The sequence below is a fragment of the Tardiphaga sp. 172_B4_N1_3 genome (genome assembly GCF_052076035.1).
Lineage (GTDB): Bacteria > Pseudomonadota > Alphaproteobacteria > Rhizobiales > Xanthobacteraceae > Tardiphaga > Tardiphaga robiniae.
On record NZ_CP197238.1, the window covers coordinates 4,669,004 to 4,687,495 of the forward strand.

Sequence of the window (18,492 nt, forward strand, 5' to 3'; positions counted from 1 at the left end):
CGTGAGCTTTGCCGCTCCGGGGATAGCATTTTCAGGAACACCCCGGAAACAGATCAGCGTTGGCCGCAGTCGAGCGGCAGACGTCAATCAGCCCGGCGCCCGAGACGGGACGCTGCTGAAGGATAGTGAGATATGGCCAATACGACCTCCGCCAAGAAGGCGACGCGCAAGATTGCCCGCCGCACCATCGTCAACAAGTCCCGCCGCACCCAGATGCGCGGTGCAGTCCGCACCGTCGAGGCGGCGATCAAGAGCGGCGACCGCGAAGCGGCGCTGAAGGCGATGAAGCTCGCCGAGCCCGAACTGATGAAGGCTGCTCAGCGCAACCTCGTTCACAAGAATCTCGCAAGCCGCAAGGTCTCGCGTCTCGTCCATCAGATCGCGAAGCTCGCGCAGTAATCTGACGACAACATTCTTTCCAAAAAGCCCGGCTTCACGCCGGGCTTTTTTTATACCGCAATGCGTTCGCGCTATCGCGTCACAAATTCTGATGAAGCGCAAAGACCGCCGCGCGCTTGCGCGATGCGCGTCTCGTCATGTCTCTTCAACGGCACAGCCGGAACGCACAACGCATCACACCGAGTGCCAATCCGCGTTATCGCTTGCGTCAGCGTGATTCTGAAAAAGCAACAGCGCCACGCCGCCAGCGCGAGTCCGATGTCTAGGGTTACCCTGACTCAACGCACAGAAAAAAACGCGCGGCTCTAATCACTTATCGGCATAGCGAAGCGGACCAGTTTGAAAACGCGGACTCGGCCCCTTCATTCGTAAATGAATTATGAATTTCTTTTTTCGCTGGATCGAATCTGCAACGGCACTGTCACATTACGATTCAGCGCGTTGATTCAAAACCTTGACGCATCGTCAAAAAAATCACGACGTGTTCCGGGCTGCGCAAGTGAGGCTTTTGCGGGGCACCTGAAAAATGATTCCGTTGCGAGAAACCGGGCGTGCTGTATTTCTTTAATCACTCGCGGCGCCCGCGGTTCTTCAGATCAGAGCGATTTAAGAACCAGGACGGACCTTAGGATCAGCGACGGTCTTCAGGTTAGCGACACCTTCCAAGCTTTGATCGGATCGCAGCCCATAGCAATATGGGAAGGGTTGTTCTGTGTCGAAATTTCTCGGGTATCCATTCGGATGCTTTGAAAAGAAATGCGCACCGGCCAATCGCAACCAGCAAAGCTGACGGTGCGGAAGTAAGCGGGCAGGCGAGCGGGCAAGACGACGATACGGGAATGCGACTGAACGAGTTTCGATGTTCAGCGTTGCGGACTGACTTTGAACCACATGTGAACTGACATCTTGCCGCGAGCGACCGCGGTGAGCGGGGGAGGCTTTATGCGCAAATCGACCACGACAGCATTCCAGCGACCGCGATCTGCGTCTCGTTCAGATACCGCGATCCACACCTCCGCCCACGTTCCCGACAGACCCTCCAGTACGCGCTGACCTCGCGACGAGGTCCTCTTCGACATCACTGATCTGACCTCGGCCGGATGGCCGTTGGCGGAGCTGTGCCCGAAGACGACGCGTCACACGAGGTCGCACCGCGTCTCCATACGCGGACATTCATCGGCAGCGTTGTGCCGGACACTCACTCTATCTGAAAAGTTCTCTGACAATGGCTAATATGGAACAGGATCACTGGTCTCGCGTGAAAGGTCGGCTGCGGTCGACGGTTGGCGAAGACGTTTACTCCAGCTGGTTCGCGCGGATGGATCTCGAAAGCGTGCAGGACGACAGCGTCCATCTTTCGGTACCCACCCGATTCCTGAAGAGCTGGATCCAGGCCCACTACGCCGAGCGCGTGCTGAACGCCTGGCAGGCCGAGATGCCGCAAGTTCATCGCGTCGATCTCACGGTGCGTTCGGCGATGCGCAACGTTGCGCCCGCCAACAAGGAAGCCGCAGCGCCGACCGAAGCGCGCCGCACGGAGACGTTCAACAACCGTCCCGCGCCCGAACTCCGCGCTACGGCCACCGCGCCGGTGTCCGCAAGCCATGAAGCACTCGGCGGCTCGCCGCTCGATCCGCGCCTGACTTTTGCGAGCTTCGTGCTCGGCCGCGCCAACACGTTGGCCCATGCTGCCGCGCGTCAGGTCGCCGAAGGTCGCCGCGGCGATCCGGTGATGTTCAACCCGCTTTACATCCATGCCGGCGTCGGCCTCGGCAAAACCCATCTGTTGCAGGCCGTGACTTGGGCTGGCAATTCCGGCCCCGACCGCAAGGTGCTGTATCTCACCGCCGAGAAGTTCATGTACGGCTTCGTCGCTGCGCTGAAGACGCAGACGGCGCTCGCCTTCAAGGAAGCGCTACGCGGCATCGACGTGCTGGTGATCGACGACATGCAGTTCCTGCAGGGCAAGACCACGCAGGCCGAATTCTGTCACACACTGAACGCGCTGATCGATGCCGGCCGCCAGGTGGTGATCGCCGCCGATCGTCCGCCGTCGGATCTGGAAAGCCTTGACGAACGCGTGCGTTCGCGCCTCGCCGGCGGTCTCGTCGTCGAAATGAGCTCGCTCGGCGAAGAGCTGCGCCTAGGCATCCTGAAGTCGCGCGTTGCTGCGGCCCGTGCACATCATGCCTCGTTCGACGTACCGGAACCGGTGCTGGACTATCTGGCCCGCACCATCACCCACAATGGCCGCGATCTCGAAGGCGCAATCAACCGCCTGCTGGCGCATTCGAAGCTGAACGCCACGCCGGTGACGCTGGAAATGGCCGAACGCGAAGTGCGCGACCTGATCCGCCCGCAGGAGCCGAAGCGGATCAAGATCGAGGACATCCAGCGTGTCGTCGCGCGTCAGTACAATGTCAGCCGGTCCGACCTCCTGTCGTCGCGCCGCACCGCCAATGTCGTGCGCCCCCGTCAGGTTGCGATGTATCTGGCCAAGACCCTGACGCTGCGCTCGCTGCCGGAAATCGGCCGCCGCTTCGGTGGCCGCGATCACACCACGGTTCTGCATGCCGTACGCAAGATCGAGGCGCTGGTCGGCAAGGACGTGGCCCTGCAGGATGAGGTCGAGACGCTGAAGCGCCAACTGCAGGAGTAAAAGCGTCCCCGCCCCCGACGCGCCAAAGCGTGCGCCGGGGCAGGACGAGGGTGTTAACCGTCAAAACATTGGGGGCCGGAAGCGCATCTCTCTTGCGCTTCCCGGCCATCCACGCCACCTTGCGGTCCCCCGCGGGATTGAGCAAAATCCACTTGATCGAGCTTGCGGGTGTCATCGCCGCGGCGCCCATTCGGGCCGCCAGGCATTTCCACACGACACCGGATTGAATCGGGCGGGTTTTGTTATGAAGGTCACCGTCGAACGCGCGCAACTCCTGAAGTCGCTGAGCCACGTGCATCGCGTGGTCGAGCGCCGCAACACGATTCCGATCCTGGGCAACGTGCTGATCCGTGCCGAAAATGCCCGGCTGTCGCTAAAGGCCACCGACCTCGACCTTGAAGTCACGGAAACCCTGGCCGCCGAAGTCGGCACCGCCGGTTCCACCACCGTGCCCGCGCATATGTTCTACGACATCGTCCGCAAACTGCCGGATGGCTCGCAGATCGTGCTCGAAGCCGATGGCGACCGCTCGGTGATGGCGATCCGCGCCGGCCGTTCGCGCTTCACGCTGCAGACCCTACCCGAGAACGATTTCCCGGATCTCGCCGCCGGCGAAATGACGCACTCGTTTGCGCTACCGGCCTCCGACGTCAAGCGCCTGATCGACCGCACGCAGTTTGCGATCTCCACCGAAGAGACCCGCTATTATCTCAACGGCATCTATCTCCACGCCGCCGGCACCGCGACCGCGGCGACCCTGCGTGCCGTCGCCACCGACGGTCATCGTCTGGCGCAGATCGACCTCAAGCTGCCCAAGGGCGCCGACGGCATGCCGGGCGTCATCGTGCCGCGCAAGACGGTCGGTGAAGTGCAGCGCCTGATCGAGGATCTGGAAGCCGAGATCACCATCGAGCTGTCGCAGGGCAAGATCCGCTTCACGCTCGGCAATGTGGTTCTGACCTCGAAACTGATCGACGGCACCTTCCCCGACTATGGCCGCGTGATCCCGCAGAACAACGACAAGGAGCTGGTGATCGACAAGAAGGATTTCGAGAATGCGGTCGACCGCGTCTCGACAATCTCCAGCGAGCGCGGCCGCGCCGTGAAACTCGCGCTGTCCGCGGGCAAGCTGGTGCTGTCCGTGACCAATCCGGACTCGGGCAGTGCGACCGAAGAGCTTGAGGTCGAATACGCCTCCGACGCGCTCGATATCGGCTTCAACTCGCGCTATCTGCTCGACATCGCCGCCCAGATCGAAGGCGAAGTCGCCGTGCTGCGCCTTGCCGATCCCGGTTCGCCGACGCTGGTGCAGGACAAGGACGCCAAGGGTGCCCTCTATGTGCTGATGCCGATGCGGGTGTGAGTTTCTTCAGGTGTCGTCCCCGCGAAAGCGGGGACCCATAGCCTCCGAAGAACTAGTTGCAGCTAGGTAGCCACGACTCTGCCGTTTTAATTGTGCCGGCCGTGGTCATGGATCCCCGCCCCGCATGCGCCTTCGGCGCACTAGGCGGGGATGACGACGGAGATTGGCGCGGAGCGTTGCGACGACTTTAGCTGAGTCCCATATTCACGAATGACCGCCTCCCGCATCCATCGCCTGTCGCTCACCAATTTCCGCAGCTATCGCGCGGCGTCGCTGGAGACGTCGGCGGATATGGTCGCCCTCGTCGGTCCGAACGGCGCCGGCAAGACCAATTGCATCGAAGCGATCTCGTTTCTGTCGCCCGGCCGCGGCCTGCGCCGCGCGACGCTCGAAGACGTTGCGAATAACGAAGGCGACGGTTCCTGGGCAGTCTCGGCGACAGTCGAGGGTGAGGTTGGTCTCGCCACACTCGGCACCGGCATCGATGCCCCCGCGGCAGAAGGTGCGTCCACCAGCCGTCGCTGTCGTATCGACCGTGAGCCGGTAGGCTCGGCCACCGCATTCGGCGATCACCTGCGCATGGTGTGGCTGACGCCAGCCATGGACCAGCTGTTCATGGGCGCCGCCTCCGAACGCCGACGCTTCTTCGACCGCCTCGTACTGGCCATTGACAAGGATCACTCCGGTCGCGTCTCTGCACTCGAGCGTAGCCTGCGTTCGCGCAACCGCTTGCTCGAAGACCGGAACGGCGACGCCCACTGGCTCGATGCCATCGAGCGCGAGACCGCTGAACTCGCGGTCGCCGTTGCCGCGACACGCGGCCAGACTGCAATGCGGCTCGCAGAGATGCTGCGCGTGCGCGGCGAAGCATCGGCCTTTCCATCCGCACTCATCATGCTCGACGGCTGGATGGAGAATGCGCTGGTCAATGAACCGGCCACAGCGGTGGAAGATCGCTATCGCCAGATCTTGCGCGATGGTCGCCCGCGTGATGCCGCCGCCGGCCGCACGCTCGACGGCCCGCATCTCACCGATCTGCAGGTGATCTATGCGCCGAAAAACATGCCGGCGCGCGATGCCTCCACCGGCGAACAGAAGGCCCTGTTGATCGGGCTCATCCTCGCCCACGCCACGCTGGTCGCGGAGATGACCGGTATCACGCCGCTCCTGTTACTTGACGAAGTTGTCGCCCATCTCGACCCTGATCGGCGCAAGTCGCTGTTCGGCGAACTCTCGAAATTGGGCGCCCAGGTTTGGATGACCGGCGCCGATCCTGTTGCTTTCGCAGATATCGGCCCATCCGGCGAGATTTTCGACGTCGCCAATGGGCATATCGCGCGGCGCCAGCCGGCCGGTTGAACCAAAGCAACACCTCCTACAACTCACTCTAAGTGCCCCGCGCAAATAATGTCGCTGCCCTTGTGGGCAGCGCTTTTGCATGCACGCAAGCAAACGCCGGAGGCTTTCAGTGATGTTTTCAAGCAAGCGCGGGATACAGCTCCCGGCCAGACACTGCCTGTTGGCCCTGCTCGTCAGCACCGCCATCGCTGGCGGCTCGCTGGCCTGTCGTGCCGAAGACGGCCTGGTGGATGTGAGAACGCTGCCACATATCGAAGGCGCGATGGCCCGGCCTGAAGCCACCAAATACCCCAATCTCAGCGCCAGCTATTTCGGCGCAGGCAACGTCGCGGACACCATTGCCAACATCGGAAAATTACTCGCAGCCGATGGCTGGATCGTCTACACGCCGCCACTCGAGGGATCAGATCGCAGTCGCTGGTACAAGAAGGGTGCGCAGGGTGTGTCGGCCTCTTTTATGAGCGACGGCAGTAGAACCGATCGGTCGGGGGTCAGCTACAGCTCGCAGCGCCTGGAAGTGAACCTGCCTTTCCCCGATCGCGCGACCGATATCGTCTATGACGAACGGCGGCCGTATCTTGGATGCACGACGGCTGAAACCGTTGATGCGACGCTCGCCTTCTTTCAGAAAGAACTCGCTACATTGGGCTGGTCGCCGCTGTCCGCGGCCGCAGCCGAGGCGCGTTGGCCGAATGCGAAGATCGACGAGACGATCGCGAATGGCGTGCGCGTCTATTTTTCTCGTGACGGCAACACGCGGCAATTGCCGGTGATGCTGACCTTGCAGCGGAGCGCCGATAACAAGACCAGCGTCGAAATTCGCGTCGCGCCCTTCGCGCTTCCGCAAGATCTCGCTGCGGGCCCTGAATCCGCAGGCCTGCCGCGACCGGAACGCATTAAATCCGCAGGAACCACGGGCAGCGCGGATTCCATCAAGCGTGAGGCGCATGCGCTGATCCCGGCTGAACTTGGCCCGGTGCTGGCCTTCTATCGCCGCGAACTCGGCAAGAAGGGCTGGGTCGAACAGAGCAAGGACACCGTCGTCACCGCCGATCGCGCCTCGCTCGCATTCACCTCGCCGGAAGAGACGGCAACGCTGCAGATCGGTCGCAAATACGATCTGACCACCGTGCAGATCGACGTACAGGTTCTGCCATCGGTGATCGCAGCGCGCGCCAAGGCCAAGAAGGAAGCAGACGACCGCTTTATCAAGGATGCACTCGCGTTCGGGCAAGCGGCTATTGCCGAAGCGGATGCGAAGCGCGCCGCGGCACAAGCCGCGCGTGGGCCGGAAACTGCGTTGCGTGCGATGGACGGTTCGAGCACACCGATTCCCGTCCCCGACACCGCCAGCGAGATCGACTTCGACGGCGCCGATGGCAGGCTCGCATTCACCAGCTCATCAAGCGTCAGCGCGCTGGCGGATTTTTACCGCAGCGGAATGAAGACGCTCGGCTGGAAGAGCACGCCGTCAGTCATCAACAATCCCAATATGGTGGTGTTGAATTTCAGCAAGGCCAAGCAGAGCATCTCAATGACGGCGATGCAGATGGGCCCGAAGGTCAATGTCACGGCGGCAGGCTCGGGCCTGAAGGGCGCGCCTGTCGCGGCCGTTGCCACCACCACGGGCAACGCCAAGAGCGCCGAACAGGTTCTCGAGTCCGATGGCGACACCGATTATCCCACGCCGAAGCAGCGGACGTTGCGATCACTGGGTACTTCAGGGCTGCCAGGCGGCGCGCCGTTCAGACATGAGTTGAGTGCATCTGTGCCTGCGGGACTGGACTCGGTTCTGGCGTTCTACCGACGCGAACTCACGCAGCGACAGTGGCAGGAAGACACGAAGAGCGCTGTCATCAAGCCGGACAGCGCCACGCTCGCCTTCAAGGCCCCCGATGGGCCGGCCATGCTGAAGCTGGAACGCCGCAACGACGAGACCACGGTCAGTCTGGTGGTGCGCCATCCCGCAGAAGCGACGAAGGCGGGCATCCTGCCTGCACTGGGCAAGGTTCGGCTGCTGTTCGGCAATATGGGTGACGCGGAAGTGTCGGTCAGCGTCAATAACAAGACGATCAAGGTCGCGCCCGGCGTGGGCGGACCGCAAAACCCGAACGGGCCGACGATGGAACTGCCGCCCGGCGCCTACAAGGTCACGATCAAGGCCGCGGGCAAGCCCGCGCATGACAGCACGATCAAGGTGGCGGCCAACGACAGCTGGGGCCTGATGGTTGGCCCTGACGGTCGGGATATCCTCCCGCTGCAGCTCTACTAAGGACGTGCAAGCGCGCCAGCGCGCGCGTCCGCCACTGCATTGGGCCATGAGAAATCGTCCGTTGTAGACCACGTTCGACAGCATAAATATCTGGCCATGCTGGTATTTTTGGCCATTCATCTGTCGCGGATCGCACGCGCGTTCGGAACCGAAATGCGTTCGCTTCCGATTCCCGGACCGCGCATGATCGACGAGGCCGAATGCATCTGTTCGGTGCTGCTGGCGATCGTCTTGTCGCACGCCATCGGCGCGGAGAATGTCGGCTGGGCCGCGTTCTCCGGATACATGGTAATGCGCTCGCATGTCGCCGAAAGTTTTACGCGCGGCATCCTCCGCGTGATTGGGACGCTTGCTGGCGCAGGACTCGCACTTGCCGCTGCGCCTTTGCTGCTGCGCCAGCCGGTGTTGCTGAGTCTCGGTCTTCTGATCGGTGGCAGCATCACCCTCTATTTCGCCATCGTCGGCCGCCGCGCCTATGCCTGGCTATTCACCGGCCTCACTTTCCTGATGGTGCTGATCGAAGGCATGGAGCATGCGCGCGAGCCGATCCTGCGCTTTGCCTCGACGCGCGTGCTCGAAGTGCTGGCCGGTACCACCGCTTGCGTCATCGTGAGTGCGATCTCGACCTGGACAGTGCGGCGCGCGCTACCGAATCCGGACAACAATCTGCGCGCCAAGCCGGTCGACCAGCCGACGCGGCAATGGCACACCACGGTGGCGCGTCACGCTCTGGTCGGCGGCATTGCATTGGCGCTGATCCCGTGGGCCTGGCAGTGGCTCGGCATCCCGTCGCTCAGCCAATCCAGCATCACGATCTTCGCGGTCATGCTGGTGCCGGCGGCATCGCTGGCGGACGGCATGCTCAGCCCGGTTTCCTCGCGCATGATGAACCGGCTGGTCGGCTGTCTCGCGGGCGGTCTGCTGGCCAGCGCGATCCTGCTGGTCAGCCAACATTCGCCCGTCGTGATGACCATCGGACTCGTGCTCGGCGTCATGATCGGCCGTCACATCGAAAATGGCCCGCCCTCCATGAGTTATGCGGGCCTGCAATTCACTTTGGCCTTCCTCGTGGTGCTGGTGCCTGACAACTACGCCAATGCCGCCCTGGAGCCCGGCTATGACCGCCTGTTTGGCATTCTGTTCGGGATGGTGTTGCTGGAGCCGGTCGTGCTGGCCGCGCATTTGATCGCCCGGCGCGGCCTGAAGGGGACCCCCGCCAAACCGGCTGAGGGATTGGCCGAAAAATAGCTTCTCGGATGCACGCAAGCCGGGCATTTCGACGCCCGGAACAGGCGCGAAATCAGGCTACGAAAACGGCCTCAAATCGGCTTGAAATGACGCCAAAAAAACCTATTTATTCAATAGCTTGCTGCGCGTTACTTTGCGCTAGGCGCAATGCGCCTTTCATGGCACAAATAGAGCGATTCAAGCGCCGTTTTCCGCGCTGATTCGGCACACCTTCGAAGGCCCCTACATGACTGAACCAGCCCGGCAACCCATCGCCGACACTGAGCATGCCATTCCCATCGAATACGGTGCGGAATCGATCCGGGTCCTGAAGGGACTCGACGCCGTCCGCAAGCGCCCGGGCATGTATATCGGCGATACGGACGACGGTTCCGGCCTGCATCACATGGTCTATGAAGTCGTCGACAACGCGATCGACGAAGCGCTTGCGGGTCACGCCAGCGCCGTCGAAGTTATTCTGAATGCCGATGGCTCGGTGACGGTGCGCGACGACGGTCGCGGCATTCCCGTGGACATTCACAAGGGCGAAGGCATTTCGGCGGCCGAGGTCATCATGACCCAGCTCCATGCCGGCGGAAAATTCGACCAAAACTCCTACAAGGTATCCGGCGGTCTGCATGGCGTCGGCGTGTCCGTCGTCAACGCGCTGTCGAGCAAGCTGATCCTTCGCGTCTGGCGCAACGACAAAGAGCACCGCATCGAATTCGCCCATGGCGACGCGGTGGCGCCGCTCTCGGTGGTCGGCGATGCCAATGGCAGGCGCGGCACCGAAGTGACGTTCTATGCCTCGGCGGAAACATTCACGACACTCGAATATGATTTCGCGACACTCGAACATCGTCTGCGCGAGCTCGCCTTCCTGAATTCCGGCGTCAACATCAGATTGTCGGATCTGCGTCATCCGGTCGAGAAGACCGAGAACATGATGTATGAGGGCGGCGTCGAGGAATTCGTCAAATATCTCGACCGCAACAAGAAGGCGATGGTGCCGACGCCGATCGTAATGCGCGCCGAACAGAGCGGCATCAGTGTCGAAGTCGCAATGTGGTGGAACGACAGCTACCACGAGAACGTGCTGTGTTTTACCAACAACATCCCGCAGCGCGACGGTGGTACCCATCTGGCCGGTTTCCGTGGCGCGCTGACGCGCCAAGTCAACGGCTATGCCGAAGTTGTCGCCAAGAAGGAAAAGATCGCGCTGACAGGCGACGATTGCCGCGAAGGTCTCACTGCCGTGCTGTCAGTGAAAGTGCCCGATCCGAAATTTTCGTCGCAGACCAAGGACAAGCTGGTGTCCTCGGAAGTGCGTCCGGTGGTCGAGAACGTTCTCAACGAAGCCCTTGCCTCGTGGTTTGAGGAACATCCGACCGAAGCCAAGATCATCGTCAGTAAGGTGATCGAGGCCGGCGCCGCCCGCGAAGCCGCGCGCAAGGCCCGCGAACTGACCCGGCGCAAGGGCGCGCTGGATATCGCCTCCCTGCCCGGCAAGCTGGCTGACTGCCAGGAGCGCGATCCCGCCAAGTCCGAACTGTTCATCGTCGAGGGTGACTCGGCGGGCGGCTCCGCGAAACAGGGCCGCAACCGCGAATTCCAGGCCGTGTTGCCGCTGCGCGGCAAGATCCTCAATGTCGAGCGCGCGCGCTTCGACAAGATGCTCGGCTCCGAACAGATCGGCACGCTGATCACGGCGCTCGGCACCGGCATCGGCCGCGACGACTTCGACCTGTCGAAACTGCGTTATCACAAGATCATCCTGATGACGGACGCCGACGTCGATGGCGCGCATATCCGCACGCTGCTGCTGACGTTCTTCTTCCGCCAGATGCCGACGCTGATCGAAGGCGGCTATCTCTACATCGCGCAGCCGCCGCTTTACAAAGTGACGCGCGGCAAGTCCGAGCAATACCTCAAGGACGAGCGGGCGCTGGAAGATTACCTGATCGATACCGGTCTCGACGACTGCATCTTCAAGCTCGCTTCGGGCGAGGATCGCACAGGCCGCGATCTGCTAGCGCTGGTGGAAGATGCCCGCATCATCCGCGGCACTCTCAACAATCTGCACTCGCGCTATAATCGCAAAGTCGTCGAGCAGGCCGCAATCGCTGGCGTGCTCAATCCGCGGGTCACCGCTGATCTCGCCACCGCCAATGCCGCTGCCGACTACATCGCCAAGCGACTGGACGCGCTGGCCGACGAAGTCGAGCGTGGCTGGATCGGTGAATTCCGCGAAGGCCAGGGCTTCTTCTTCGAACGTACGATTCGCGGTGTGAAGGACGTCTCCTTTATCGACGACGCCCTGCTCGGCTCCGCCGATGCGCGCAAGCTCGACGAATATGCCGGCAGCCTGCAGGAAGCCTATCCGAAATCCGGCGTCCTGCGCCGCAAGGACATCGAATTCCCGATTCACGGCCCCGTCTCGCTGTTCGAGGCCGTCACCGACGCCGGCCGCAAGGGCGTGGCCCTGCAGCGCTACAAAGGTCTGGGCGAGATGAACCCCGGCCAGCTCTGGGAAACCACGCTCGACACCAATGAGCGTTCGCTGCTGCAAGTCCGGGTCAAGGAAGTCGACGAGGCCGACGACATCTTCACCAAACTGATGGGCGATGTGGTCGAACCGCGCCGCGAATTCATCCAGGACAATTCGCTCAGCGCGAATGTGGACGTGTAAGCGTATCGCACCCCAGAGATAAAACTGAAAAGGCCCGCCATTCTGGCGGGCCTTTTTGCGTTTATCTTACTTCTTCACCAGCGGGCAGCGCGACTGCGCCAACGGCTGAAACGCCTGATCGGCGGGTACCGTGGCGAGCAGTTTGTAATAGTCCCATGGTGCCTTGGACTCATTCGGCTTCTTCACCTCGAACAGATACATGTCGTGGACCATACGACCATCTTCGCGGATCTTGCCGTTCTTGTAGAACACGTCATTGACGGGCAGTTCACGCATCTTCTTCATCACCTCTTCGGTGCTGTCGGTGCCGGCGGCCTGCACGGCTTTCAGATAATGCAGTACCGATGAATATGTGCCGGTCTGAAGCATGTTCGGCATGGCGTTCACCTTCCCGTAGAAGCGCTTCGACCATTTCCGCGTCTCGTCGTTCATGTCCCAATACGACGCCTCGGTGATCGTCAGCCCCTGAGCCTCTTTCAATCCGAGACCGTGAACGTCGTTGATAAATCCCGCCAGCGCCGAGAGCTTCTGGCCGCCTGCCGTCAAGCCGAACTCTGCCGCCTGCTTGATCGAATTGATGGTGTCCCCGCCGGCATTGGCGAGCGCCACCACCTTGGCCTTGGACGACTGCGCCTGCAGCAGGACGGAGGCGAAGTCCGCGGTCCCGACCGGGTGTTTCGTCGCACCGGCGACCTTGCCGCCCGATGCCTTGACGACATCGCCGGTGTCCTTCTCGAGGCCTTGACCGAACGCATAGTCCGCCGTCACGAAATACCAGGTATCGAAACCCTGGCTGACAAGCGCCTTGCCTGTGCTGTTCGCGATAGCGAATGTGTCATAGGCCCAATGAACCACATAGGCTCCACACACCTCGTTCGTGATCCGGGTCGATCCCGGCGAGCTCAGCGTGATGATCTTCTTCTTCTCCTTGGCGATCTCGAGCACGGCCAAGGCAGGCGATGACGACGCAACGTCGAGAATGGCATCGACCTTGTCGGTATCGAACCATTTGCGTGCAGCGTTGGCGGCAATGTCCGGCTTGTTCTGGTGATCTGCGAATACGACTTCGACCGGCATGCCGAGGACCTTGCCGCCGAAATCCTCCACGGCCATCTGCGCCGCAGTCACGGCACCCTTGCCGGTAATGTCGGCATAGACGCCCGACATATCCTCGATCACGCCGACACGGACGACGCCATCCGAGACCTGTGCGTTCTGCGCCAAAGCAGAGACGGTGCAAAGAAAAACGCTGGCAATCGCCGTCGTAAAGCACACACCCAGTTCAGATCGTCTCATATCCTCCACCCCTTTTACGTTTTTGATTTTTCAATACGCCTGCGACGCGCGATCTCTCCAGGGACCTATCGCATCGTCACTTCTCATTTCCTCTGTTCGCAAACGCAGCCAGGCCACGCTTGGCATCCGCACTCGTGAAGGTGCGCTGACCGAGCGCGGCCTCCGCGCGAAATGCTTCTGCGAGCGGCAGGTCCTGAAGCGTCAGCGCCGCTTCCTTGATGGTCTGGATGGCGATCGGACTCAGTGCCGCGATCTTGGTTGCCATCTCATAGGCCAGCAGTTCGACTTGTTCGGAATCGACAACCCGGTTGACGACGCCTTTGGCAAGCATGTCATCCGCGGAAAAGCGCTCCGCCGTCAGCATGATCTCCATGGCATGCGCGTAGCCGATCTGCCGGACCAGGCGCACGAGCGTGCCTCCCGCCGGCACGAAACCGTGCTTCGGTTCAGGCAGTTGAAAGACAGCGCCGCGCGCCGCGATCCGGATGTCCGTCGCCAGCATGATCTCGAACCCGCCGCCCATGCACATGCCGCGAATGGCGCTGATGACCGGCTTATAGAATCCGGGAAACTTGATGTGGGCCGAATCCCAGGCAGAGATGTCGATCGTGTCCGCCGCAAGTGCAGGAATAGACTCCCGGAGGTCAGCACCGACGCAGAAGGCGCGATCGCCCGCACCGGTCAGCACCACGGCCCGGATCTCATCGTCATCCTTGATGGCGTGGAATGCGCGGCCGAGGTCGTCATACATGGCGAGCGTCAGCGCATTCATCTTGTCCGGCCGGTTGATCCGGACCGTTGCGACGTGACTGTCCTTGGTGAAATCAATCGCCATCAGATCGCTCCCGACGCCTTGAGACGCACCAGTTCGGCCGCCGTGACATCCGCCAACCGGGAGAGAACCTCTGCATTGTCCTCGCCAGGCAGCGGCGCTTTTTCGAACGACATCTGTCCCGCACCGGATAGCTTGATCGGCAGACCGAACATGCCGATCAGCTTTCCGGCGATCGGAACGTCGACGATCATGTTACGCGCAGCGATGTGCGGGTCTTCGACCACTTCGGCGATGGTCTTGATGGCGCTGAGCGGAATCTTGTCGCCGGCCATCTCCTCGAGTTCGGCCTTGGTGTAGTTCGCGAACCAGCGTTCCAGCAGTGGCTTGACCCTGGTCTCTGCCACCGCGTGATCGAACCGCTTCTCCATCGTATCGATGGCAGGATCTTTGGCCTGTTCCGGCTCGCCGAACAGCGCGCAGGTAATCGCCCAGAACTTGTCGGTGTAGCCGCCGAAGAAAACGTAGCCGTCCTTGCAAGGAAACTGACCATAGGGCCGAACGAACGGATGATCGTTGCCCAGTGGCGAGGCGACCTCTTTCTGCGCGGTGTAACGGACCACGGCGTTCTCGGTCAGTGTCAGCACGGAGTCTTGCTGAGATACATCGACCACCTGACCGACGCCGGTCTTCTCCGCCTCTCGCAATGCTGCGAGCGTTCCGATAGCCGCATAGAGGGAAGCGGCGAGGTCGCCGATGATCGTGCCGACGCGCACCGGCGGCATATCGGCATAGCCATTCATCGACCACAGGCCGCCGGCCGCCTGCCCCGTATTGTCATAGGCCGGCTTGGATGAATTTGGACCTGTGCGACCGAAGCCACTGATAGCGGTGTAGACGAGCCTGGGATTGAGTTCGCGCAGCACCTCGTAGCTGAGGCCAAGCTTGTCCATCGTGCCGGGACGGAAGTTCTCAACGAGGATGTCGGCCTTCTGCACCAGCTTCTTCAGCAGGGCCTTGCCATCGTCGGATTTGAGATTGAGCGTGATGCCCCTCTTGTTGCGGTTGAACTGTGTGAAGAAGGCGCTGAGTTGCTCATCGTCGTGGCCGACGAAGGGTGGAAAGGTCCGCGCATAATCCGGCTCTCCGGGATGCTCCACCTTGATCACGGTGGCACCCAGGTCTGCGAACAACATCGAGCAGAATGGACCTGCGACAACACGCGTGACGTCAAGCACCGTCACGCCCTTGAGAGGACCGTTGCGCTCCTTGAGCCCATCTATCTTTTCTGCAGTGTTCACATCATCCTCCCAGTCCATACGAATATCCGCCGACAACATCGGCACGCGTGGTTTTCGTACAAGAGCATGAGTATCGAAGATACATTTTCGTACCCGCCGGGCGTGAAAGCGTGACGCCTGCACGAAGTTGCGTTGCACAAAGTGGCGTTAGAACGCCTCCACTTTTTACGAACGCAGCTTCTCGAGAACTTCCTTGGCGCGATCAACACGCACGTCGTGATTGGCGGCGAGCGCGACGGCGACCTTCTCGATCTCGTCACCGGTGGCGCCGGCGACGATGGCGATGTTGCGCGCATGCAGTGCCATGTGCCCCTTCTGGATGCCTTCGGTGGCCAGTGCACGAAGCGCACCCATGTTCTGCGCCAGACCGACCGCAACGGCGACTTCCGCCAGTTCTTGCGCACTCTGCACGCCAAGTATCTTCAGGGCCGCTCGCGCGGCGGGATGGGTCTTGGTGGCACCGCCGACGAGGCCGAGCGCCATCGGCATCTCAATGGTGCCGACGAGATTGCCCCTGCCATCGATTTCCCAATTGGTGAGCGAGGTGTAGCGGCCGGAGCGCGAAGCCCAGACATGGGCGCCGGCCTCGATGGCGCGCCAGTCATTGCCGGTGGCGACCACCACGGGATCGATACCGTTCATAATGCCCTTGTTGTGGGTCGCAGCGCGGTAGGGATCGACGATCGCAAACGCGCAGGCCTCGACGATGCCGCGGGCGATCCGCTCGCCGCTGTATTCGTCGGTCTTCAGCGCTTCCGGCGTGACGCGCACCATGGCACGCGCGATGCGCAGATCCGCGTAATTCGACAAAATACGAAGGCGAACCTCGCCGCCGGTGATCTTCTCGATCAGCGGCGCGACCGTCTCAGCCATCGTGTTGACGGTGTTCGCGCCCATGGCATCGCGCACGTCGACGATGAGATGCACGGCCATCATCGGCCCTACCGATGTGTTTTCGAACACATGCACCTCGACGTCGCGGCAGCCGCCGCCGAGCGAGATCAGCACCTTGTCTTTGGCATTGGCCGCCTCAAGGATGGCATCGCGCTCGCGTAGCACGCGCGCACGGGCGCCGTGCACGTCGGTCACGCCCAGCACCTGCACCTGCGCACGCATGATCGGCGCGGAGCTTGAGGTCTGGAAACCGCCGCATTTGCGAACGATGCGTGCCATATAGGATGCCGCGGCCACCACCGACGGCTCCTCGACCGCCATCGGAATCAGGTAGTCGCGGCCGTTCACGGTGAAATTGGTGGCGATACCGACCGGCAGTTCGAACGTGCCGATGACATTCTCGATCATGCCATTGGCGAGTTCGAGCGGCAGCGCACCGGGGCCGAAGGCCGCGCGCTCGGTATCACCGAGCGAGGTCGCGTCGATCACACGGGCCAGCCTTTCGGCAGGCGCGAGATTGCGCAGATTTTCCAAACGCGAATTGATCTTTCCAGGCTGTTCGCCCGACTTCGAACCGGCCATTGCGGCGCCTCCCACACACAGGGTCTTCTGTTGGCGGCACGTTAGGCATCCGCGGATGACGTCCGAAAGAGACAGTTCTGAAATATTGTCCTAGACTGTACCCATGGCGATATGACCTCTGTATTCGCGGATGCAGCATTCTTCCGTGCAAATGGAACGCAGACTAAGTCCATCTGCGCGAAGACATGAGACTGGACGATTGAATTCAATCTTGTCGCTCTTGGAGAAAGGTACGGTTCTGATGGATCGTCCAGCACTGCACCTGGAGGCATTGCTTGACTGCTTCTCGTGAGCCTTCCGACCGCAGCACAACGCTGGCCGAGACTTTGGCCGGCCGGTTGCGTGTGCAAATCCTCTCCGGCGCATTGTCGGAAGGCAACCGCCTGCCCTCGATCAGAAAAGCCGCCGGGGAATTTGGCGTGTCGAAGAACACCGTGGTCGAAGCCTATGACCGACTGGTGCTTGGCAATCTCGTCGCAGCAAAGGCAGGCTCCGGTTTCGTGGTCATCTATCGCGGCGATGATGGCGGGCGACCGAAACACGTGAGCGAAGCCGTCGACATCGCATCGCTGCTAAGTGCCCAGCTCTCGCAGAATTTCGAGATCCGCGTCGGCGACGGACGGCCGCCGGCGTCGTGGACGGAGCAATCGGAGATCAAGCGCCATCTGAGCGGGACCGGACGGATCCTGCCAGCCGCCGCTGACGCCTATGGCTCCGCGCTCGGATTCCTGCCGCTCCGGCAACAGATCGCATTGCGGCTGCAAGCCCAACAAATCGCGGTGAAGGAAGACGGACTCCTGCTCACATTCGGAGCCAATCACGCGCTCGACCTGATCATCCGCGCGATGCTGTCGCCTGGCGATACGGTGCTGGTGGACGAGCCCGGCTATTATCCTCTGTTCGCAAAGCTCACGCTGGCGCAGGTTCGCATCGTGGGCGTTCGCCGCCTGGCGGATGGGCCGGATGTCGACGACCTCGCCGCAAAGATCCAGTCGGAGCGGCCGAAGCTGTTTTTCACGCAGTCGCTTGGTCACAATCCGACTGGAGGGTCGATCACGCTGCCCGTGGCGCATGCGGTGCTTCAGACGGCGATGCGATCAAACCTCGTGATCGTCGAGGACGACCCGTTTGCCGATCTGCCGATGGCGACGAACAGCCGGCTGGCGACGCTCGATCAGCTGAACAATGTGCTCTCGATCGGGACCTTCTCGAAGACGCTGTCGGCAAGCCTGCGATCGGGCTTCATCGCGGCCCGCAGCGACCGCATCGCAACACTGGCCGAATTGAAGATGCTTACCACCGTCAACAGTTCCGGCCATGTGGAGCGGCTGCTGCACCGACTGCTCGCGGACGGCCACTATGAACGGCACCTGAAGCGGCTGGGACAGCGGAGTGAAGCCGCCATGGGCCAAGTGCGCGCCAATCTCGTGCGCGGCGGACATCAGCTCTATACCGACGCACGCACGGGCTATTACCTGTATCTGCTGCTGCCGGACGGAATCGACGATATGGCGCTGGCGCGCGAAGGCGCGAAGGACAGCATCTTCATCGCGCCGGGAAGCCTGTTCTGCCTCGACAAGAACAGTCGGCTGGCGCGGGCGATCAGAATCAATGTGTCGCGGGCGGACAATCCAAAATTCTATGAATTTCTGCTGCGCCGGCTGCAATAGACGCCGCGA

The 18,492-nt window shown here is 61.7% G+C and carries 12 protein-coding genes; 8 read left to right on the plus strand and 4 right to left on the minus strand.

Annotation, left to right across the window (positions count from 1 at the left end; all coding sequences use genetic code 11):
- Positions 1–132 precede the first annotated feature (132 nt).
- From rpsT to gyrB, 7 genes are all read left to right on the plus strand, one after another.
- Complete coding sequence (gene rpsT, locus AB7783_RS22090) at positions 133–399, plus strand: 30S ribosomal protein S20 (RefSeq protein WP_068729934.1); 267 nt, start codon at positions 133–135, stop codon at positions 397–399.
- A gap of 1,225 nt (positions 400–1,624) precedes the next feature.
- Positions 1,625–3,058 (plus strand): chromosomal replication initiator protein DnaA, encoded by a 1,434-nt coding sequence (gene dnaA, locus AB7783_RS22095; RefSeq protein WP_089263412.1) that lies wholly within the window; start codon positions 1,625–1,627, stop codon positions 3,056–3,058.
- A gap of 244 nt (positions 3,059–3,302) precedes the next feature.
- Entirely contained in the window at positions 3,303–4,421 is a 1,119-nt protein-coding gene (dnaN, locus tag AB7783_RS22100) for a DNA polymerase III subunit beta (protein WP_089263411.1), read from the plus strand.
- A 210-nt stretch (positions 4,422–4,631) separates the two neighbouring features.
- Positions 4,632–5,780, plus strand: coding sequence for a DNA replication/repair protein RecF (gene recF, locus AB7783_RS22105; RefSeq protein WP_089263410.1), 1,149 nt, complete (start codon positions 4,632–4,634; stop codon positions 5,778–5,780).
- Between the two features lie 160 nt (positions 5,781–5,940).
- Positions 5,941–8,052 (plus strand): hypothetical protein, encoded by a 2,112-nt coding sequence (locus AB7783_RS22110; RefSeq protein ID WP_441278808.1) that lies wholly within the window; start codon positions 5,941–5,943, stop codon positions 8,050–8,052.
- A 153-nt stretch (positions 8,053–8,205) separates the two neighbouring features.
- Positions 8,206–9,300, plus strand: coding sequence for an FUSC family protein (locus AB7783_RS22115; RefSeq protein WP_441278809.1), 1,095 nt, complete (start codon positions 8,206–8,208; stop codon positions 9,298–9,300).
- Between the two features lie 226 nt (positions 9,301–9,526).
- Positions 9,527–11,968, plus strand: coding sequence for a DNA topoisomerase (ATP-hydrolyzing) subunit B (gene gyrB, locus AB7783_RS22120; protein ID WP_089263407.1), 2,442 nt, complete (start codon positions 9,527–9,529; stop codon positions 11,966–11,968).
- A 66-nt stretch (positions 11,969–12,034) separates the two neighbouring features.
- On the opposite strand, the gene AB7783_RS22125 is transcribed toward gyrB, so the two are convergent.
- The 4 genes from AB7783_RS22125 to AB7783_RS22140 all read right to left on the minus strand — a co-directional run bounded on the left by AB7783_RS22125 (position 12,035) and on the right by AB7783_RS22140 (position 16,813).
- Positions 12,035–13,264, minus strand: coding sequence for an ABC transporter substrate-binding protein (locus tag AB7783_RS22125; RefSeq protein WP_441278810.1), 1,230 nt, complete (start codon positions 13,262–13,264; stop codon positions 12,035–12,037).
- A 76-nt stretch (positions 13,265–13,340) separates the two neighbouring features.
- Positions 13,341–14,099, minus strand: a complete 759-nt coding sequence (locus tag AB7783_RS22130; RefSeq protein WP_441278811.1) for an enoyl-CoA hydratase/isomerase family protein — start codon at positions 14,097–14,099, stop codon at positions 13,341–13,343.
- Positions 14,099–15,337 (minus strand): CaiB/BaiF CoA transferase family protein, encoded by a 1,239-nt coding sequence (locus AB7783_RS22135; RefSeq protein ID WP_441278812.1) that lies wholly within the window; start codon positions 15,335–15,337, stop codon positions 14,099–14,101. Before AB7783_RS22135 ends, AB7783_RS22130 begins: the two co-directional genes overlap by 1 nt.
- 165 nt (positions 15,338–15,502) lie before the next feature.
- On the minus strand, positions 15,503–16,813 hold the full coding sequence (locus AB7783_RS22140; protein WP_441278813.1) for a hydroxymethylglutaryl-CoA reductase, degradative: 1,311 nt from the start codon (positions 16,811–16,813) through the stop codon (positions 15,503–15,505).
- 275 nt (positions 16,814–17,088) lie between these two features.
- Here AB7783_RS22140 and AB7783_RS22145 point away from each other — a divergent pair, with 275 nt between their 5' ends.
- The gene (locus tag AB7783_RS22145; protein WP_441278814.1) at positions 17,089–18,483 is read left to right on the plus strand and encodes a PLP-dependent aminotransferase family protein; all 1,395 of its coding nucleotides are present in this window, start codon (positions 17,089–17,091) and stop codon (positions 18,481–18,483) included.
- Positions 18,484–18,492: the final 9 nt, after the last annotated feature.

Excerpts from the sequence above, each read along its gene's own strand:
- rpsT (WP_068729934.1), top strand. The coding sequence starts at position 133 with ATGGCCAATACGACCTCCGCCAAGAAGGCGACGCGCAAGATTGCCCGC.
- dnaA (WP_089263412.1), top strand. The coding sequence starts at position 1,625 with ATGGCTAATATGGAACAGGATCACTGGTCTCGCGTGAAAGGTCGGCTG.
- dnaN (WP_089263411.1), top strand. The coding sequence starts at position 3,303 with ATGAAGGTCACCGTCGAACGCGCGCAACTCCTGAAGTCGCTGAGCCAC.
- recF (WP_089263410.1), top strand. The coding sequence starts at position 4,632 with ATGACCGCCTCCCGCATCCATCGCCTGTCGCTCACCAATTTCCGCAGC.
- AB7783_RS22115 (WP_441278809.1), top strand. The coding sequence starts at position 8,206 with ATGCGTTCGCTTCCGATTCCCGGACCGCGCATGATCGACGAGGCCGAA.
- gyrB (WP_089263407.1), top strand. The coding sequence starts at position 9,527 with ATGACTGAACCAGCCCGGCAACCCATCGCCGACACTGAGCATGCCATT.
- AB7783_RS22125 (WP_441278810.1), bottom strand. The coding sequence starts at position 13,264 with ATGAGACGATCTGAACTGGGTGTGTGCTTTACGACGGCGATTGCCAGC.
- AB7783_RS22130 (WP_441278811.1), bottom strand. The coding sequence starts at position 14,099 with ATGGCGATTGATTTCACCAAGGACAGTCACGTCGCAACGGTCCGGATC.
- AB7783_RS22140 (WP_441278813.1), bottom strand. The coding sequence starts at position 16,813 with ATGGCCGGTTCGAAGTCGGGCGAACAGCCTGGAAAGATCAATTCGCGT.